14 protein-coding genes are annotated in these 15,351 nt (G+C 68.5%); 10 read left to right on the plus strand and 4 right to left on the minus strand.

Going from position 1 to position 15,351, the window contains the following annotated elements; translation table 11 throughout:
- Positions 1 to 79: 79 nt before the first annotated feature.
- Both ABD912_RS17975 and ABD912_RS17980 read right to left on the minus strand, forming a co-directional pair.
- A complete protein-coding gene (locus ABD912_RS17975; RefSeq protein WP_345152983.1) occupies positions 80 to 568 on the minus strand; it encodes a GNAT family N-acetyltransferase in 489 nt (162 codons plus the stop codon).
- Between the two features lie 80 nt (positions 569 to 648).
- A complete protein-coding gene (locus tag ABD912_RS17980; protein ID WP_345152984.1) occupies positions 649 to 792 on the minus strand; it encodes a hypothetical protein in 144 nt (47 codons plus the stop codon).
- Positions 793 to 903: 111 nt separating this feature from the next.
- On the opposite strand from ABD912_RS17980, the gene ppsA reads away from it, so the two are divergent.
- Positions 904 to 3,306, plus strand: a complete 2,403-nt coding sequence (ppsA, locus tag ABD912_RS17985; RefSeq protein WP_345152985.1) for a phosphoenolpyruvate synthase — start codon at positions 904 to 906, stop codon at positions 3,304 to 3,306.
- A 40-nt stretch (positions 3,307 to 3,346) separates the two neighbouring features.
- Entirely contained in the window at positions 3,347 to 4,192 is an 846-nt protein-coding gene (locus tag ABD912_RS17990; RefSeq protein WP_345152986.1) for a pyruvate, water dikinase regulatory protein, read from the plus strand.
- Positions 4,193 to 4,311: 119 nt separating this feature from the next.
- Here the strand turns inward: ABD912_RS17990 and ABD912_RS17995 are convergent, their stop codons facing one another.
- Positions 4,312 to 4,785 carry an Lrp/AsnC family transcriptional regulator gene (locus ABD912_RS17995; protein WP_425548103.1) on the minus strand — a complete coding sequence of 158 codons (474 nt, stop codon included), beginning with the start codon at positions 4,783 to 4,785 and terminating at the stop codon, positions 4,312 to 4,314.
- Between the two features lie 182 nt (positions 4,786 to 4,967).
- On the opposite strand from ABD912_RS17995, the gene ABD912_RS18000 reads away from it, so the two are divergent.
- The 3 genes from ABD912_RS18000 (at position 4,968) to ABD912_RS18010 (ending at position 9,444) form a co-directional block, all read left to right on the plus strand.
- Positions 4,968 to 6,080: a histidinol-phosphate transaminase gene (locus tag ABD912_RS18000; RefSeq protein ID WP_345152988.1), complete on the plus strand. Its 1,113-nt coding sequence runs from the start codon at positions 4,968 to 4,970 to the stop codon at positions 6,078 to 6,080.
- 53 nt (positions 6,081 to 6,133) lie between these two features.
- Positions 6,134 to 7,852, plus strand: coding sequence for a thiamine pyrophosphate-binding protein (locus tag ABD912_RS18005; protein ID WP_345152991.1), 1,719 nt, complete (start codon positions 6,134 to 6,136; stop codon positions 7,850 to 7,852).
- Positions 7,853 to 7,980: 128 nt separating this feature from the next.
- Positions 7,981 to 9,444 carry an amino acid permease gene (locus ABD912_RS18010; protein WP_345152993.1) on the plus strand — a complete coding sequence of 488 codons (1,464 nt, stop codon included), beginning with the start codon at positions 7,981 to 7,983 and terminating at the stop codon, positions 9,442 to 9,444.
- Between the two features lie 80 nt (positions 9,445 to 9,524).
- Here ABD912_RS18010 and ABD912_RS18015 read toward each other — a convergent pair whose 3' ends face one another.
- On the minus strand, positions 9,525 to 9,647 hold the full coding sequence (locus tag ABD912_RS18015; protein WP_345152994.1) for a nuclear transport factor 2 family protein: 123 nt from the start codon (positions 9,645 to 9,647) through the stop codon (positions 9,525 to 9,527).
- A 143-nt stretch (positions 9,648 to 9,790) separates the two neighbouring features.
- On the opposite strand from ABD912_RS18015, the gene ABD912_RS18020 reads away from it, so the two are divergent.
- The 5 genes from ABD912_RS18020 (at position 9,791) to ABD912_RS18040 (ending at position 15,322) form a co-directional block, all read left to right on the plus strand.
- Positions 9,791 to 10,123: a response regulator transcription factor gene (locus tag ABD912_RS18020; protein WP_345152996.1), complete on the plus strand. Its 333-nt coding sequence runs from the start codon at positions 9,791 to 9,793 to the stop codon at positions 10,121 to 10,123.
- Positions 10,124 to 10,243: 120 nt separating this feature from the next.
- Complete coding sequence (locus ABD912_RS18025; protein WP_345152998.1) at positions 10,244 to 10,927, plus strand: GntR family transcriptional regulator; 684 nt, start codon at positions 10,244 to 10,246, stop codon at positions 10,925 to 10,927.
- A 573-nt stretch (positions 10,928 to 11,500) separates the two neighbouring features.
- Positions 11,501 to 12,886, plus strand: a complete 1,386-nt coding sequence (locus ABD912_RS18030; protein WP_345152999.1) for a protoporphyrinogen/coproporphyrinogen oxidase — start codon at positions 11,501 to 11,503, stop codon at positions 12,884 to 12,886.
- Positions 12,887 to 12,928: 42 nt separating this feature from the next.
- Complete coding sequence (gene dapA / locus ABD912_RS18035; protein WP_345153000.1) at positions 12,929 to 13,822, plus strand: 4-hydroxy-tetrahydrodipicolinate synthase; 894 nt, start codon at positions 12,929 to 12,931, stop codon at positions 13,820 to 13,822.
- A gap of 3 nt (positions 13,823 to 13,825) precedes the next feature.
- Positions 13,826 to 15,322: an alanine/glycine:cation symporter family protein gene (locus tag ABD912_RS18040; RefSeq protein WP_345153001.1), complete on the plus strand. Its 1,497-nt coding sequence runs from the start codon at positions 13,826 to 13,828 to the stop codon at positions 15,320 to 15,322.
- Positions 15,323 to 15,351 lie beyond the last annotated feature (29 nt).

Genomic DNA, 15,351 nt, shown 5'->3' on the forward strand with positions numbered 1-15,351 from the left:
GCCCTCGAGAGGAGCCAGCGCGGACCGGTGGCCGGCGCTGCCGCTCCTGCGCCAACCTGCCCCTGACCTGATCTTTTAGTTACAGGCGGAGTTCCATGAAGACGCTGTTCGGATCCAAAACGTAGCCGGCAAAGGGCGGGCACTCGGTGAACCCGTGGCGGGCGTACAGGCGCCGGGCGGGAGCGAAATACTCCTGGGTACCCGTCTCGAGATAGAGGCGTCCCCAGCCCCGGCTTCGGGCCTCGTCCAGGATGTGCCCGAGCATCAGGGTGGCGATGCCGCGCCCCCGCGCGCCTTCCGTGGTGCGCATGGACTTGATTTCGCCGTGCTGTTTTCCCCCGTGCTGCGCCGAGCCCGGCGGGGCGGCGAGGAGTTTGAGAGCCCCGCACCCCAGGAGCCCGCCTTCCTCGCGGGCCGTCCAGAACGTGATTTCCGGCCCGGAAAGCGCCGAATGGTCCAGCACGTGCACGCTTTCGGCAGGGGAGGTGGCGAACATGTCCGCCAGGTGCTCGCTCAGGAGCCGGTGGACATCCGCCCGCGCGGGGTCGTCTTGGTCAATGCGAATCACGGACCCAATTTATCGGCCCATCCAGCGACTGTGCCGCAGGGGCGGTTTGGCTGCGGTTGCCGGGGCCATGCGGGGTCCACTCATCGGTGGATCCTGCCTGTCGCTTTCGGGTACCCGGTCGCGGGCTTGTAGCTGACGGGGCGGTTTTCTTCAATGGTTTCGGCGCCGCCGCTGTCATATGCGCGCTTATTCGTAACCGGCACGCCGTTGATGACCTTCTCCATGTTGCGTGCGTCACACTAGCTTGCTTCCGCGGTCCGCGTCCGGCCAGCCTTGGCACACCCATCTATTTCACAGCGCTTATCGGCGCGTGCCCCAATGAAGGAGCACCACCCATGACCGATGTTCTTTGGTTTTCCGACCTCGCCCTGACCGACCTTGACCAGGTCGGTGGCAAAAACGCCTCACTAGGGGAGATGGTCCGCAACCTCGCCTCGGCAGGAGTCAGGGTCCCGGACGGTTTTGCCACGACGGCCGATGCCTACCGGCGTTTCCTGGGCGAGTCCGGCCTCGACGAGCGGATTGCCGCGATCCTTGAGGGCCTGGACAGCGACGACGTGACCGCCCTGGCCCTGGCCGGGACGCAGATCCGCGACCTGATCCGCGACACCCCGTTCCCGGCCGGTTTCGAGGAGCAGGTCCGCACCGCCTACGGCCGCCTGGCCGACGGCCACGGCGGGGACGTGTCCTGGGCGGTGCGCTCCAGCGCCACGGCCGAGGACCTGCCGGATGCCTCCTTCGCCGGCCAGCAGGAAACCTTCCTGAACATCAGGGGCGTGGAGAATGTCCTGCACGCCATCAAGGACGTCTTTGCCTCCCTCTACAACGATCGGGCCATCGCCTACCGGGTCCATCACGGTTTCACGCACTCCGAAGTGGCCCTGTCCGCCGGCATCCAGCGCATGGTCCGCTCGGACATCGGGGCCTCCGGCGTGATGTTCACAATGGACACCGAATCCGGTTTCACCGACGCGGTCTTCATCACCTCCTCTTACGGACTGGGCGAGGCAGTGGTCCAGGGCGCGGTGAACCCGGATGAGTTCTACGTGCACAAGCCCGCCCTGGCCGCCGGCCGCCCGGCGGTGCTCAAGCGGGGCCTGGGCGAAAAGGCCGTGCAGATGACCTACACCGACTCCCGCGAGGTCGGCAAGACCATCGATTTCGTGCCCGTGCCGGTCCGCCAGCGCCGCCGCTTCAGCCTGACCGACGCCGAGGTCGAGCAGCTGGCCCGGCACGCGGTGGCCATCGAGGCCCACTACGGCCGTCCCATGGACATCGAGTGGGGCAAGGACGGGGTGGACGGTGAACTGTACATCCTGCAGGCCCGCCCGGAGACCGTCGAATCCCGCAGGAACACCGGTGTGATCTCCCGCTACACGCTCAACGAGCGCTCCGCGGTCCTGGCCGAGGGCCGGGCCATCGGCCAGCGCATCGGCGCCGGCCAGGTGCGCGTGCTGGCCTCGATCGACCAGATGGCCTCGTTCCAGGCCGGCGACGTCCTGGTGGCGAACATGACCGACCCGGACTGGGAACCGATCATGAAGAAGGCTGCCGCCATCGTCACCGACCGCGGCGGGCGCACCTGCCACGCGGCCATCATTGCCCGGGAACTGGGCATCCCGGCGGTGGTCGGTACCGGAAACGCGTCCCAGGTCCTGGCCGATGGCGCTCCGGTGACCGTCTCGTGCGCCGAGGGCGAGGCAGGCCTGGTGTACGAGGGGCTGCTGGACTACACGCTGCAGGAAACCGCCCTGGACACGATGCCGGAGGCCCCGGTCAAAATCATGATGAACGTCGGCACCCCCGAGCAGGCCTTCGGCTTTTCCCGGCTCCCGCACCACGGCGTCGGGCTGGCCCGCCTGGAATTCATCATCAACCGCCAGATCGGCATCCACCCCAATGCCCTGCTGGCCCTGGCCGGCGAGATCGAACGGCCGGCCGCGCTCTCGGACTACAGCGTGGAGCAGATCCGGGAAAAGATCGCCGCCTACGACGGCCCGCGCGACTACTACGTGAAGCGCCTGGCCGAGGGCATCTCCACCATCGCCGCCGCCTTTGCCCCGGAGCCGGTCATCATCCGGCTTTCGGACTTCAAGTCCAACGAGTACGCCAACCTGCTCGGCGGCTCCGCCTTCGAGCCGTCCGAAGAGAACCCGATGATCGGCTACCGCGGCGCCTCACGGTATCTTTCGGACTCGTTCCGCCAGGCGTTCGAGCTCGAGTGCGAGGCCCTGAAGTTCGTCCGCAACGAGATGGGCCTGTCCAACATCAAGCTCATGGTCCCGTTCGTGCGCACCCTTGAGGAGGCACGCGGCGTGACCGAGCTGCTCGCCGCCAACGGCCTGCGCCGCGGCGAGGACGGACTGGAAATCGTCATGATGTGCGAACTGCCGGCCAACGCCCTGCTGGCCGACGAGTTCCTGGAGTACTTCGACGGCTTCTCCATCGGCTCCAACGACCTGACCCAGCTCACCCTCGGCCTGGACCGGGACTCTGCCCTGGTCGCCGGCGGATTCGACGAACGCAACCCGGCGGTCACCAAGCTGCTGGAAATGGCCATTGCCGCCTGCCGCGCCCGCGGCAAGTACGTCGGCATCTGCGGCCAAGGCCCCAGCGACCACCCGGACTTCGCCGAGTGGCTGCTGGAGCAGGGCATCAGCTCCATCTCGCTCAACCCCGATGCCGTGACCGACACCTGGCTGCGCCTGGCCCGGTCCGGCATCCGCTCCGCGGTCTGAGCGTGCACGCGCCAGCAGTGTCGGGAAGGATCCTGCCGCAGTGAACACGGCACCTGACCGGGACGCCACGGGGGCGGAGCATGTGCCCGCCCCCGTGGTGTTCTTCCTCTCCGACAGCACCGGCATCACGGCCGAGACCCTGGGCAACACCCTGTTGACCCAGTTTCCCGGGCAGCGGCTGGAGCGGCGCACCATCCCCTTCATCACCACGGTGGAGCAGGCGCGGGAGGTCGTCGCCGTCATCGACCGCCTCGCCGCGGCAGGCCCGCGACCGATCGTCTTCTCCACCGCCGTCAACCAGGACATCCGCACGATCCTCGCGCAGAGCGGCGGGCACTTCGTGGACCTGTTCGGCGCCCACATCGGCGTGCTGGAGCAGGCCCTGCACGCCTCCGCCAGCGGAGAGCCGGGCAAGGCGCACGGCGTCGGCGACGCCATCCGCTACCAGTCCCGCATGACCGCCGTCGAATACGCCATCGAACACGACGACGGGCAGTCCATCCGCGCTTTGGAGCGCGCGGATCTGATCCTCATCGCCCCCTCGCGGTGCGGCAAGACCCCGACGGCCATGTACCTGGCCCTGCAGCACGGGATCCTGGCCGCCAACTTCCCCCTGATCGAGGAGGACTTTGCCCGCGGTGAACTTCCGCGGCCGCTGCAGCCCTTTGTGCGCAAGTGCTTCGGGCTGATCTCCCTGCCGGCCAGGCTGAGCCAGGTACGCCATGAACGCCGCCCCGGCACCACCTACGCCTCGATGGCCCAATGCAGTTACGAACTGCGCAACGCCGAGGAGATGTACAGACTCAACCAGGTGCCGTACGTGAACTCCGCGTCCATGTCGGTTGAGGAAATCTCCGCCACCATTCTCCAACGGATGCGGTTGTAGGCATTTATGCCTGACGCCCACCGTCCGGACTTCCAGCGAACGCGTGCCGCACCGGCTTTCCCTCGACCGGGGACCTAGGCGGTCCCACCGCCCCCTCCGCGGTTACCTTCCCTCAGTGGCTACTTTCCCTCAGTGGCCTGGCGCAGCAGTTCCGTGAGCCGCAGCGGCATGACCTCCTGCAGGGCGATCGAGGTGTTGGTGCGCAGCACGCCGGGAATCTCCAGCATCAGGTTCGTGATGCGGTGCAGGTCGGCGGTGTCCCGGGCCACCACCCGAAGGAGGAAATCCACATCCCCGGTGGTCGAGTGGATCTCAATGATCTCCGGGATCTTCCGCAGTTCCGCCAGGGCCGCGTCGCCGGCCCCTTGACGGATGGCAAGCTCCACGAACGCCGTGAGGTCGTAGCCCAGCGCCCGCGGATCCACCCGCCGGCTGAAGGGCTGGAGGGCGCCGCCTTCCGTGAGGCGCCGCAGCCGCGCATGCACGGTGTTCCGGGCGACCCCCAGGGTCTGGGACAGGGCGAGGATGGTCGCCGACGGGTCCCGGTCCAGAGCCAGGAGTATTCGCGCGTCCAAGGCGTCAAGACGGTACACATTGAGCAGGATGCCATGAAAACGGGGCGCCGTTGAGCATCCATCGCATTTCGGCGGAAGTGTGTTGCGCGTCTCATCCTTCCGGGCCGAGTATCGAGACCGCGCGTCACACCGTGGTGACAGCGTCCCGGCAGGCCTTGGAACCCGAGGCGCGGGGCCTCGAGTTCCCAGGAAGGACCCCCATGACCATCAGCTCCACCTCCGCCCGCACCACGGAGCCTGGCGAACCGGCCCTGCGGGACGTGGTGTCCCAACTGCCCGGCTACGTGGCCGGCCGCCGGTCCTCCAGCGACCTGACGGCTGCCCTGGCCTCCAACGAGAGCCACGAGGGGCCGTTGCCCTCGGTGCTGGAGACGGTCCTTCAGGGTGCGGGCCGCATCAACCGCTACCCGGACATGGCGGCGACGGAACTGCGGGAGCGGATCGCCGCCTTCGTGGAGGCCGACGCCGACGAGGTGGCGGTGGGCCCGGGCAGCGTGGGGGTGCTGCAGCAGATCCTTGCCGCCACCTGCGGACCGGGCGACGAGGTGGTGTTCGCCTGGCGCTCCTTCGAGGCGTACCCCATCCTGGTCTCCCTCACCGGCGCGGCCCCCGTTCCGGTCCCGCTGGGTGCGGACGAGGGGCACGACCTGGAGGCGATGCTGGACGCGGTCACGGAGCGGACGCGCGTGGTGGTGGTCTGCTCGCCGAACAACCCGACCGGCGTGGCCGTGGACCACGACGCGCTGGCCCGGTTCGTGGCGGCGGTTCCTCCCCACGTGCTGGTGCTGATCGACGAGGCGTACGTCGAATTCGTCGACGAGGCCGACCGGCTGGACGCCCTGGGGCTCTTCCGGGCGCACCGGAACGTGTGCGTGCTGCGCACCTTCTCCAAGGCCTACGGGCTGGCCGGACTGCGCGTGGGCTACGCGGTGGCGCACCGGGGACTCGCCGAGGGCCTGCGCCGCGTCGCCCTGCCGTTCGGCGTCAACTCCCTGGCGCAGCGGGCGGCGATCGCGTCCCTGGACGCCGCGGAGGAGGTCCGCGAACGTGCCGCCGCGGTGGCGCGGGAACGCCGCCGCGTCACGGACGCGCTGCGGCAGGCCGGGTGGGACGTTCCGCAGAGCCAGGCGAACTTCGTGTGGCTGCGGGCCGGGGACGGCTTGCGGTCCGCGCTCAACGACGCCTTCGACCGGGCCGACGTGCTGGTGCGCGCCTACGCCGGGGACGGCGTCCGGATCACCCTCGCGGATCCGGAAACCAATGACCGGGTCCTGGCCGTCCTGCGCGACCGCTCGGCCTTCCCGTCCGCATGACGCTCCTGCCTGGACCGCACCGCACCCCCGAAGCCCTCCCCGAAAGGACCCCCGTGGCCCACGCAACCGTGCCCGACGCAACTGTGCCCGTCGCAACTGTGCCCGTCGCAACCGTGCCCCAGACCGTCTCCACCGCCGTGGCGGAGGTGATCGCCGAACGCGCGGAGCACCTGTTCGGCCTGATGGGTAACGGCAACGCCCACGTCATCAGCCACCTCACGCGGGCCGGGTTCCCCTTCACCTCGGCCCGGCACGAGGCCGCCACGGTGGCCATGGCCGACGCCTGGCACCGCGCGACCGGGAAGGTCGGCGTGGCCACGACCACCTACGGCGCCGGGTTCACGAACACCTACACGGCGCTCGCCGAGGCCAGGCTGGCCCGGATCCCGCTGGTGCTGGTGGTCGGGGACGCGCCCACCGGCGGGCCGCGCGCCTTCGACATCGACCAGCCCGCCGCCGCGGCGGCCGTTGGCGTCATGACGCTGGTGGCCGGTCCGGAGAATGCGACGGCGGTGGCCCACCGCGCCTTCGACCTGGCCCTCCACACCGTCCAGCCGGTGGTGCTGGCCATCCCGTACGACCACACCACCGCGCCCCTGAGCGGGGACGCCGCGGCCGCGGAACTGCCCCCGCTGCCGCCCAAGCCGGCCCGCTCCGTCCGGCCGGAGGAACTCGGCCGCATCGCTTCCATCCTGCGCGCCGCCGAAAGGCCCCTGGTCCTGGCCGGCCGCGGGGTGCTGCTGGGCCATGCCGAAGCGGCGCTCAAGGACGTGGGGGACCGGCTCGGGGCCCTGTTCATGACCTCGGTCATGGCGGCGAACGTCGTCGATTCCCCCTGGAACCTGGGCATCGCCGGCGGCTTCACCCGAGACCACCGCCTCGAACTGGCCCGGCAGGCCGACGTCGTGCTGGTGGCGGGGGCTTCGCTGAACGCCTTCCAGTCCCGCTACGGGACCCTCTTTGCGTCGGGCACACGCGTGATCCGCGTCGACAACGAACCGGATTCGGGACACCCCCAGGTCACCGACTACGTCCGCGCCGACCTGGCCCCGTTCCTGCGGGACCTCGCTGCCCTCCTCCCCGCCGGGGACGGGGCCGGAACCTGGCGGGCCGCCGCGCCGGAGGTCGCCTCCGCGTCCTTCCGGGGTCCGGACCCGATCGAGGATCCTGCCGAGTTCGGCGAGGACGGGCGGCTCAACCCGCGCGCGGTGGTCGCGGCCCTCGAGCACATCCTGCCGGCCCAGCGCTCGGTGGTGATGGACGGGGGCCACTTCATCGGCTGGGCCCCGATGTACCTCTCGGTTCCGGACCCGCAGGCCATGGTCCTGGTGGGCACCGCCTTCCAGAGCATCGGGCTGGGCTTCGGCTCCGCGGCCGGCGTGTCCGCGGCCCGCCCGGAGCGCACCACCGTGTTCTTCTCCGGCGACGGCGGAGGCCTGATGGGGCTGGCCGACTTCGAGACGTTCCTGCGCACCACCCGGCACGGGGTGGTTGTGGTGCTCAACGACTCCGCCTACGGCGCCGAGCTGCACCAGTACGCCTCGAAGGGGCTCCACGAGCAGGCCATGCTCATCGACGAGGTCGACTTCGCCGCCGTCGGACGGGCCCTGGGCGCCGAAGGCATCAAGGCCACCCGCCTGGCCGACCTCGCCGTGCTCGAGGCCTGGCTGGCGACCCACAACACCGGCGTATTCGTCCTCGACGTCGCCATCTCCCAAAAGGTCGTCGCCGAATTCATGTCCGCCTCCCTCGCCGCCGGAAAGCGGCTTTAGCGCGCGGGGCAGGCCCTTTCGTGTCGACTTCGTCGCCACGTAGGGACCCGACTGCCCCGCGCTTGGCAACCCGTCCGGGGCAGCCGTCCCCGCGGAACGCAAGGCCAGTGCATGGAAAGGAAAGACTCATGCCTACCGATAACGAACTAACGACCCTGGATCGTAGCCCCGGGGCGTCCCGCGGACCGGCGGCCGGCGTCCTCGAAGCCGACCCCACCGCCATCGCACCCACCGCCACCGGCGGCCCGGAGGGCAGCACGGCCCACATGAAGCCGCGCCACCTGGTGATGATGGCGCTGGGCTCGGCGATCGGCACCGGCCTGTTCGTGGGCTCCGGCACCGCGATCTCGCTGGCCGGCCCCGCCGTCCTGGTGTCCTTCCTAGTGGCCTGCGTGATCCTGGTGCTGGTCATGCGCGCCATGGGGGAGATGGCCGCGGCCGACCCCGCCCGCGGCGCGTTCTCCGTCTACGCGGAAAAGGCCATGGGGCGCACCGCCGGGCAAACCCTGGGCTGGCTCTGGTGGGCCCAGCTGGTCATCGTCATCGCCGCCGAGGCCACCGCCGCCGCCCAGATCCTCAACGAACTGTGGCCGGCCCTGCCCCAGTGGGCGCTGGCGCTGGTCTTTATGGTCGCGTTCACCGCCCTGAACCTCTTCAGCGCCAAGATCTTCGGTGAATCGGAGTTCTGGTTCGCCATGCTGAAGGTCGGCGCCGTCATCGTTTTCCTCCTCGTGGGAGCCGCCCTCATGCTCGGCCTGCTGCCCGCGGCGTCCCCGGGGCTGACCAACCTCACCGGGCACGGCGGCTTCATGCCCAACGGGATCACCGGAGTCGCCGCGGCCCTGCTGGTGGTGGTCTTCGCCTTCGGCGGGACCGAACTGGTGACCGTGGCCGCCGCCGAAACCCGCGACCCCCAGCGCACCATCGTCCGAGCCATCCGCACCATCGTGGTGCGCCTGCTGGTCTTCTACGTCGGTTCCGTGGCCCTGATGGTCCTCATCCTGCCGTGGAACGACCAGACGCTCTCCGCCAGTCCCTTCGTTGCCGTACTCACCGTGGCCGGGCTTCCCGGCGCGGAGGCGGTCCTGGCCGTCGTGATCGTCCTGGCCCTGCTGTCGGCGCTCAACGCCAACCTCTACGGCGCCTCACGCATGCTCTTTTCGCTCTCCGCCCGCGGCTCCGCGCCGGCCCGCTTCGCCCGGACGGGCCAGGGTGGCGTGCCGCGTGCCGCCGTCGTCGCCTCGGTGGTGTTCGGCTTCGTGACCGTCGGGCTGAACTACCTGTGGCCCGAGGCCCTGCTGGGCTTCCTACTCAACACCATCGGCTCCACGGTGCTGGTGGTGTGGACGCTGTCCCTGATCTCCCAGATCATCCTGCGCCGCCGTGCCGACCGCGCCGGCGAGAAGCTGCCGTTCCGGATGTGGTGCTTCCCGTACCTCTCCTACCTGGCGCTGGCGCTGATCGGCATGATCGTCCTGCTCGGCCTCGCCGACCCCGTGGTCAGGACCCAGTTCGGCCTGACCGCCGGGCTGATCGCGCTGATCGCCGTGCTGTGCAAGGTGCTCGGGAAGCCCAGGAAGGTCGAGGCCTAAACGCCGAGGTCTAGGGGCGGGGGTCCAGGGGTGCGAAGGCGCGGACCGGCAGCCGTTCGGGGCTGCCGGTCCGCTGTCACCTAAACCGGCGCATCGACGATCTTCCAATAGGAGTCTTTGCGAACGATCTTTTCGCCCCGAAACTCCCACAGGTCGCATCCGCGCACGCGCACCTCTTTTCCATCGGGGGTCGTGCCGTACATCAATTGCGGCCTTCGGGCCCCATCTTCAGGGCGATTCCGACGAGACGGCCTCAATCCTGCGGCGGGAACTGGGCGGGGACCGGTTCGAGGAAATCCGCGTCGCCACGGCCCAGCCGTCCGAGGCCAAGGCCATCGATATCGTTTTGGCCGCGGCCCGCACGGCGGATGTCACACCAAGGGCCACCAGGCCGCCCCGCCCCAAAGCAAAGGTCGTCCTCGAGGGCGCGCAGCGGTCCGCCGCAAGCCACGCAACCGCAGGGAGCCCCGAACTCACCAAGCGGGAATACCAAATTGCGGCTCTCGTCGCCGAGGGCCGCAGAAACAAGGAGATTGCGGCGTCCCTCGTTGTGTCCCCCCGGACCGTGGACGGCCACGTCGAGAGCATCCTGGTAAAGCTGGGGTTCACTTCGCGCACGCAGATCGCTGCATGGTTCATCGGCCGGGCCAACCAGCCAGGAACGGCCAATTCCTCATAGGAAAGCACGGCATAGGAAAGCACGGCTCGGCGCCGCGGCGGGGCTCTCCGTTTCCGCAGCGAAGCGTTGAGAGTCCCGCGCCCGCACCGGGCATCGCGGAGGGAGCCCTAGAATGAGGCCATGGCCTTGCGGAAGTTGGAACCCGGCGCCCTGGTGGGGGAGCAGGTCTTTGATGCCATCCACGGGGCCATCATGAGCGGGGACCTGCCCGCCGGGCACCGGCTGCGGATCCGCGACCTCGCCGCTGAACTTGGCACCAGCGTCATGCCGGTGCGCGAGGCCATTCGAAGGCTCGAGGAAAACGGACTGGCCGAGGCCATCCCCTACAAGGGCGCCGTCGTCAAGGGCTTCACGCTCGAGGAACTGCTCCACGTCTACGCCGTCCGGCGGCTGCTGGAGGTCGAGGCGACCCGTCTTGGCGCCGCCGCGGTGACGGCGCCGATGCTAGATGACATGCGTTTCGAGTACCGCTCCATGAGGGAGGCCCTCGCGGAGGGCAGGATCGCCGATTACCTGGACCACGACGAGCGCCTGCTCGCCCTCCTGTACGCGGCCTCGGGGAACCCGGTCCTCGTGGAGATGATCCGCACTCTGTGGCGCCGGTGCCGTTCGTACAAGATCGTGGGGGCGCAGAGGGCGGTGGAGTCCGGCGAATCCGCGCTGCTGTGGACCTACCAGGAGAAGCTCCTCGAAGCGGCCTCGGCCCACGACCCTGACGCCGCGGCCCGGATCAGCGACGATTCCGTCGCGGCGGCCACGGAACGGATCCGAGCCACCCTCGTGGGCTCGTTCCACGTGTCCTAGCCGGGCAAGGACCGGCGCCAGACTCCATGTCTCTGATGTGTAGTTGCACGCCGGAGGTTGGATGCCCGGCTTGACCCCCTCGGACCGGGCGCGACTCGCTTTATGTCCGACCCGCCCTGGGCAGGATCGCCTAGTGCTGTGTCCGTGAAGGTTCCCAGGGTGTGAGACCGGTGCCACGCTGGTGGCATGGCCGAACGCCATGCCCTCACCTTGTGTTTCACTCCGACCTACGCCCCGTGGGCCAATCCCATCGCGGCCCACTTATTGGGTGCTGCGCCGGTTCACCCTGGCCCACCCGGCCGCCCCTCCCGCGTGACGTCCTGGCGTTGCCCCCAAGTGTTAAATTCTCGTTTCCCCTCTTGTGTGATTTGTGATCACATCCTACGCTGGAGTGAGACGCAAACCACACGGGGTTCCCCGGCCAAGGCGCTTCTCCGTTCGGTCGGGGGACCCCGCACCACCAAGTGGGACGGCGGCGGCCTTGGCAAAGCCGCCCCTGTCCAAACAAGCCACACCCCTCTCCCCAACGGCCTGCGAAACGCCGCCGGGGCAGATCCACCGAAAGGGAAAGCCATGAAGGATGTAGTCATCGTTGGAGGCGGGCTCGCGGGCCTGTCGGCCGCCTGGCGCCTGCGCCATTGGGACACGATGGTCCTCGAGTCCGAACACCGCGTGGGAGGCCGCATCCGCTCGGAGCGCCGGGGTGCCTACTGGCTGAACTGGGGAGGGCACGTTTTCGCGGGGGCCGGATCGTCCACCGATTCCTTGCTCAACGAGGTCGGCGTGACGGCCGTGCAGATCCCCGGATCCCTCCAGGCCCTGTCCATGAACGGCAAGTTCATTCGCAAGGGACACATCGCCACGTATCCGTTCCGCATCCCGATGTCCCTCCAGTCCCGCATCGATACCCTGCGGGCCGGCATGAAGGTCGTTAGTGGCGTCGCCAAGTACACGGGCGTGGTGCGAAAGCGAGCAGGGGAATCCGGTGCGATGCGCCAGCAGCGCATCTACGACTTCGAGAACGACACCTCGTTCCTGGACTTCATCGGAAACCTGTCCGAGGACGCGGCCGCCCTGTTCAAGACCACCGTCACGCGCTCGGCCGGCGACATGGACCAGATCTCCGCCGGCGCCGGAATTGGGTACTTCAGCCTGGTGCTGGGCATCGGCCAGGGGCTCAGTCAGGGCATCGTCGGGGGCCCGTCCACTCTGACCGAATCGATCGCGGTCGCGCTGGGCGACCGCATCCGGCTCGGCGCGACCGTGCGGGAAGTCGTCCACAAGAAGGACTCCGTCGTCGTCCGGTACACCCAGGGCGGTGCCGAGCATGAAGTGGAGGCCCGCGCCGTCGTCCTTGCGACCACCGCCGACGTGTCCCACCGCATTGGCGTGGACCTTCCGGAGGACCTGCGCGATGCACTCAGCCAGATCAAGTACGGCCCGCACGTCAGCACGGCCTTCCTGACCAACGAGACGTCGGCACGGCCCTGGGATGACATCTACGCCATCGCGGCGCCGAAGCGCTCGTTCGCGATCGCCCTGAACCAGGCGAGCATCGTTCGTGGTTCCGAGACCGTGCGGAAGCCCGGCGGCAGCTTCATGACGTTCTCCCCGGCCAGCCTGGGGCGCGCGCTGTTGGAGAAGAGCGACGAGGAAGTCATCCAGACCCACCTGACCGATCTCGACCAGATTCTCGGTCACGGATTCGCCGACAGCGTGGTCGAGGCCGAGACGGATCGGTGGGAGGTTGCTTCTCCCTACTGCTTCCCCGGGCGGGCCAAGCTCCAGTCCACGCTCATGCGGGGAACGGACCGCGTGTTCCTGGCGGGCGACTTCCTCGGAACCCTCTACACCGAAAGCTCCATCACCTCCGGATTCTCGGCCGCCCAAGAGGCAGCCAGCCTTCTGGCCACGCATCGCCAGGCCCCGCCCCATCCCGGCATCTCGTTCGTCGCCTGACCCGTCGTCGCCCCCAACCGTACTGAAGAAGAGGAACCAATCATGTCCAACGAACTCCGCGGTGTCCTCACCGCCCTGTCCACCCCGTTCAACCAGGACGAAACCATCGACGTCGACACCCTGCGCCTGATCGTCGACCGTTCCATCGACGCCGGCGTCGACGGCGTCGTGGCCGCGGGATCGACCGGCGAAGTCGGTGCCCTGTCTTCCGAGGAGCGCCTGCTCCTCATCGAAACCGTCATCAAGCAGGCGAACGGGCGCGTCCCGGTCATCGCCCAGACCGGCGCCACCTCGACGGGCGAGGCCATTCGGCTTTCGCAGGCGGCCGAGAAGCTGGGCGCGGATGTGCTCATGCTGATCACCCCGTACTACGAGCCGCTGTCCCTGGAGGAAACGGTCACGTACATCAAGGACGTTGCCCGCTCCGTCACCATTCCGGTCATGCTCTACAACATCCCGGCCGTCACCGGCGTCAACCTGGATCCGGCCACGGTCCGTGCGCTGGCCGAAGAAGTGGACAACATCCGGTACATCAAGGACTCGAGCGCGAACTGGGAGCAGGCGCTGCAGCTGATCCACCACCACTCGGATGTCATCGGCACCTTCATCGGGTGGGATGTTTACCTCTACAGCGCCCTTGTCGAGGGGGCGGCCGGCGTGATGGCCGGCACGGCCAACGTCGTGCCCAACGAGATCGTTGCCGTCAGCCGGCTGATCGCCGAAGGCGACCTCGCTGGTGCCCTTGAGCTGTGGAAGCAGCTGTACCCGGTCATCGATACGCTCCTCTCCTCTCCGTTCATCCCTGCCGTCAAGGCCGGCCTTTCCCTGCAGGGGCTTCCGGCCGGCGCGCCCCGGCGCCCCACGGCCGACCTCAACGCCGAGGAGCTTGCCAGGCTCCAGGACGCCCTGTCCGCCCTGAAGCAGACCGTGCGCTAAACGATGGGCAACGACGGCTTCGCCGAGCTTCTCTCCGGCATTTCCGACGCGATCTGGGCACCCATGGCGTACGTGGTGCTGGGGCTCGGCGTCGCGTACTCGTTCGCCACCAAGTTCGTGCAGTTCAGAAGGATCCCCGACATGCTCCGGCAGCTCAGGGAAACCCACCATGGCGAGGAAGGGGGCGGCCTGACGTCGTTCCAGGCCCTCGTCCTCGCGCTGGCCAGCCGCGTCGGTGTCGGGAGTATCGCCGGTGTTGCCACCGCCGTCAGTGCCGGCGGACCCGGCGCACTCGTCTGGATGGCCGTCACGGGCCTTGTCGGGTGCACCGTTGGCTACGCGGAGGCGACCCTGTCCCAGGCCTTCAAGCGCCAGGTCCAGGACGAGGACCGCCGCAAGGCCAACGAGGACATCGGCGGCATGCCGTACTACATCAAGTACGGCCTGAAGCTGCCGAAAATCGGTGCGCTTGTCGCCGTCCTGGGCGTGATCGGCTACGGCTTCATCTTCCCCGGATTCCAGGTGAGCACGATCGCGTCCAGCGCCGAACTTGCGTTCAACCTGCCGAACTGGGTTCCCGCCGTTGTTGTCACGGCCCTGATCGCCCTGGTCATCTTTGGCGGGACCACGCGGATCGTCAAGGTCACCCAGGCGCTCGTCCCCGCCTTGGCCATCGGCTACCTGGTCCTTGCGCTGGCCGTCATCTTCATCAACATCTCCAGCGTTCCCCAGGCCGTTGTCCTGATCTTCCAGTCCGCCGTGGGCATCCACCCGGTTCTGGGCGGCATCGCCGGTGCCGCCGTCGCCTGGGGCGTACGCCGGGCGGTGTTCGCCTCGTCCAACGGCCTCGGCGAAGCCACCTTCGCCGCGGCGGCGGCGCGCACCTCCCACCCCGGCAAGCAGGGCCTGGTCCAGACGTTCAGCATCTATATCGATGTGCTGCTGATCTGCATGGCCACCGGCCTCATGATGGTGGTCTCCGGCAAGTTCAACGTTGCCGACGGCTCCGGCGGCTACCTCGTCAACAACCTCCCGGGAGTCCCTGTCGGCGCCAACTGGGTCCAGGAATCCATCGATACGCTGCTGCCGGGTTGGGGAGCCGGGTTCGTTGCGGTCGCCGTGCTGCTCTTCGGGTTCACCTGCTTGCTGGCCTACTTCTACGTCGCCAACTCCAACCTTCTCTACCTGCTGGATGGGAAGCAGGGTCATGCGTGGAAGACGGTCCTCAAGATCGGCACCATGGCCATCGTGTTCTTCGGATCCATCGTCAACGCGCAACTGATCTGGGCGGCGGGCGACATCGGGCTGGGCCTGATCGCATGGGTCAACCTCATCTGCCTGGCTTTCCTGTTCCCGCTCGTCCGCAAGATCTACGGCGACTACGAGCGCCAGCGGAAGCTGGGGCTGGACCCCACCTTCGACCCCAAGGCCTTGGGGATCGAGGGAGCCGAGTTCTGGGAACACCAAAACGAAAAGTCAGCCTCCCCCGTCAAGCAGTAGGCCCCGGCCGGGCCCCTCAGGCGTGGGCC

Source organism: Arthrobacter ginkgonis, assembly GCF_039540195.1.
GTDB lineage: Bacteria > Actinomycetota > Actinomycetes > Actinomycetales > Micrococcaceae > Zafaria > Zafaria ginkgonis.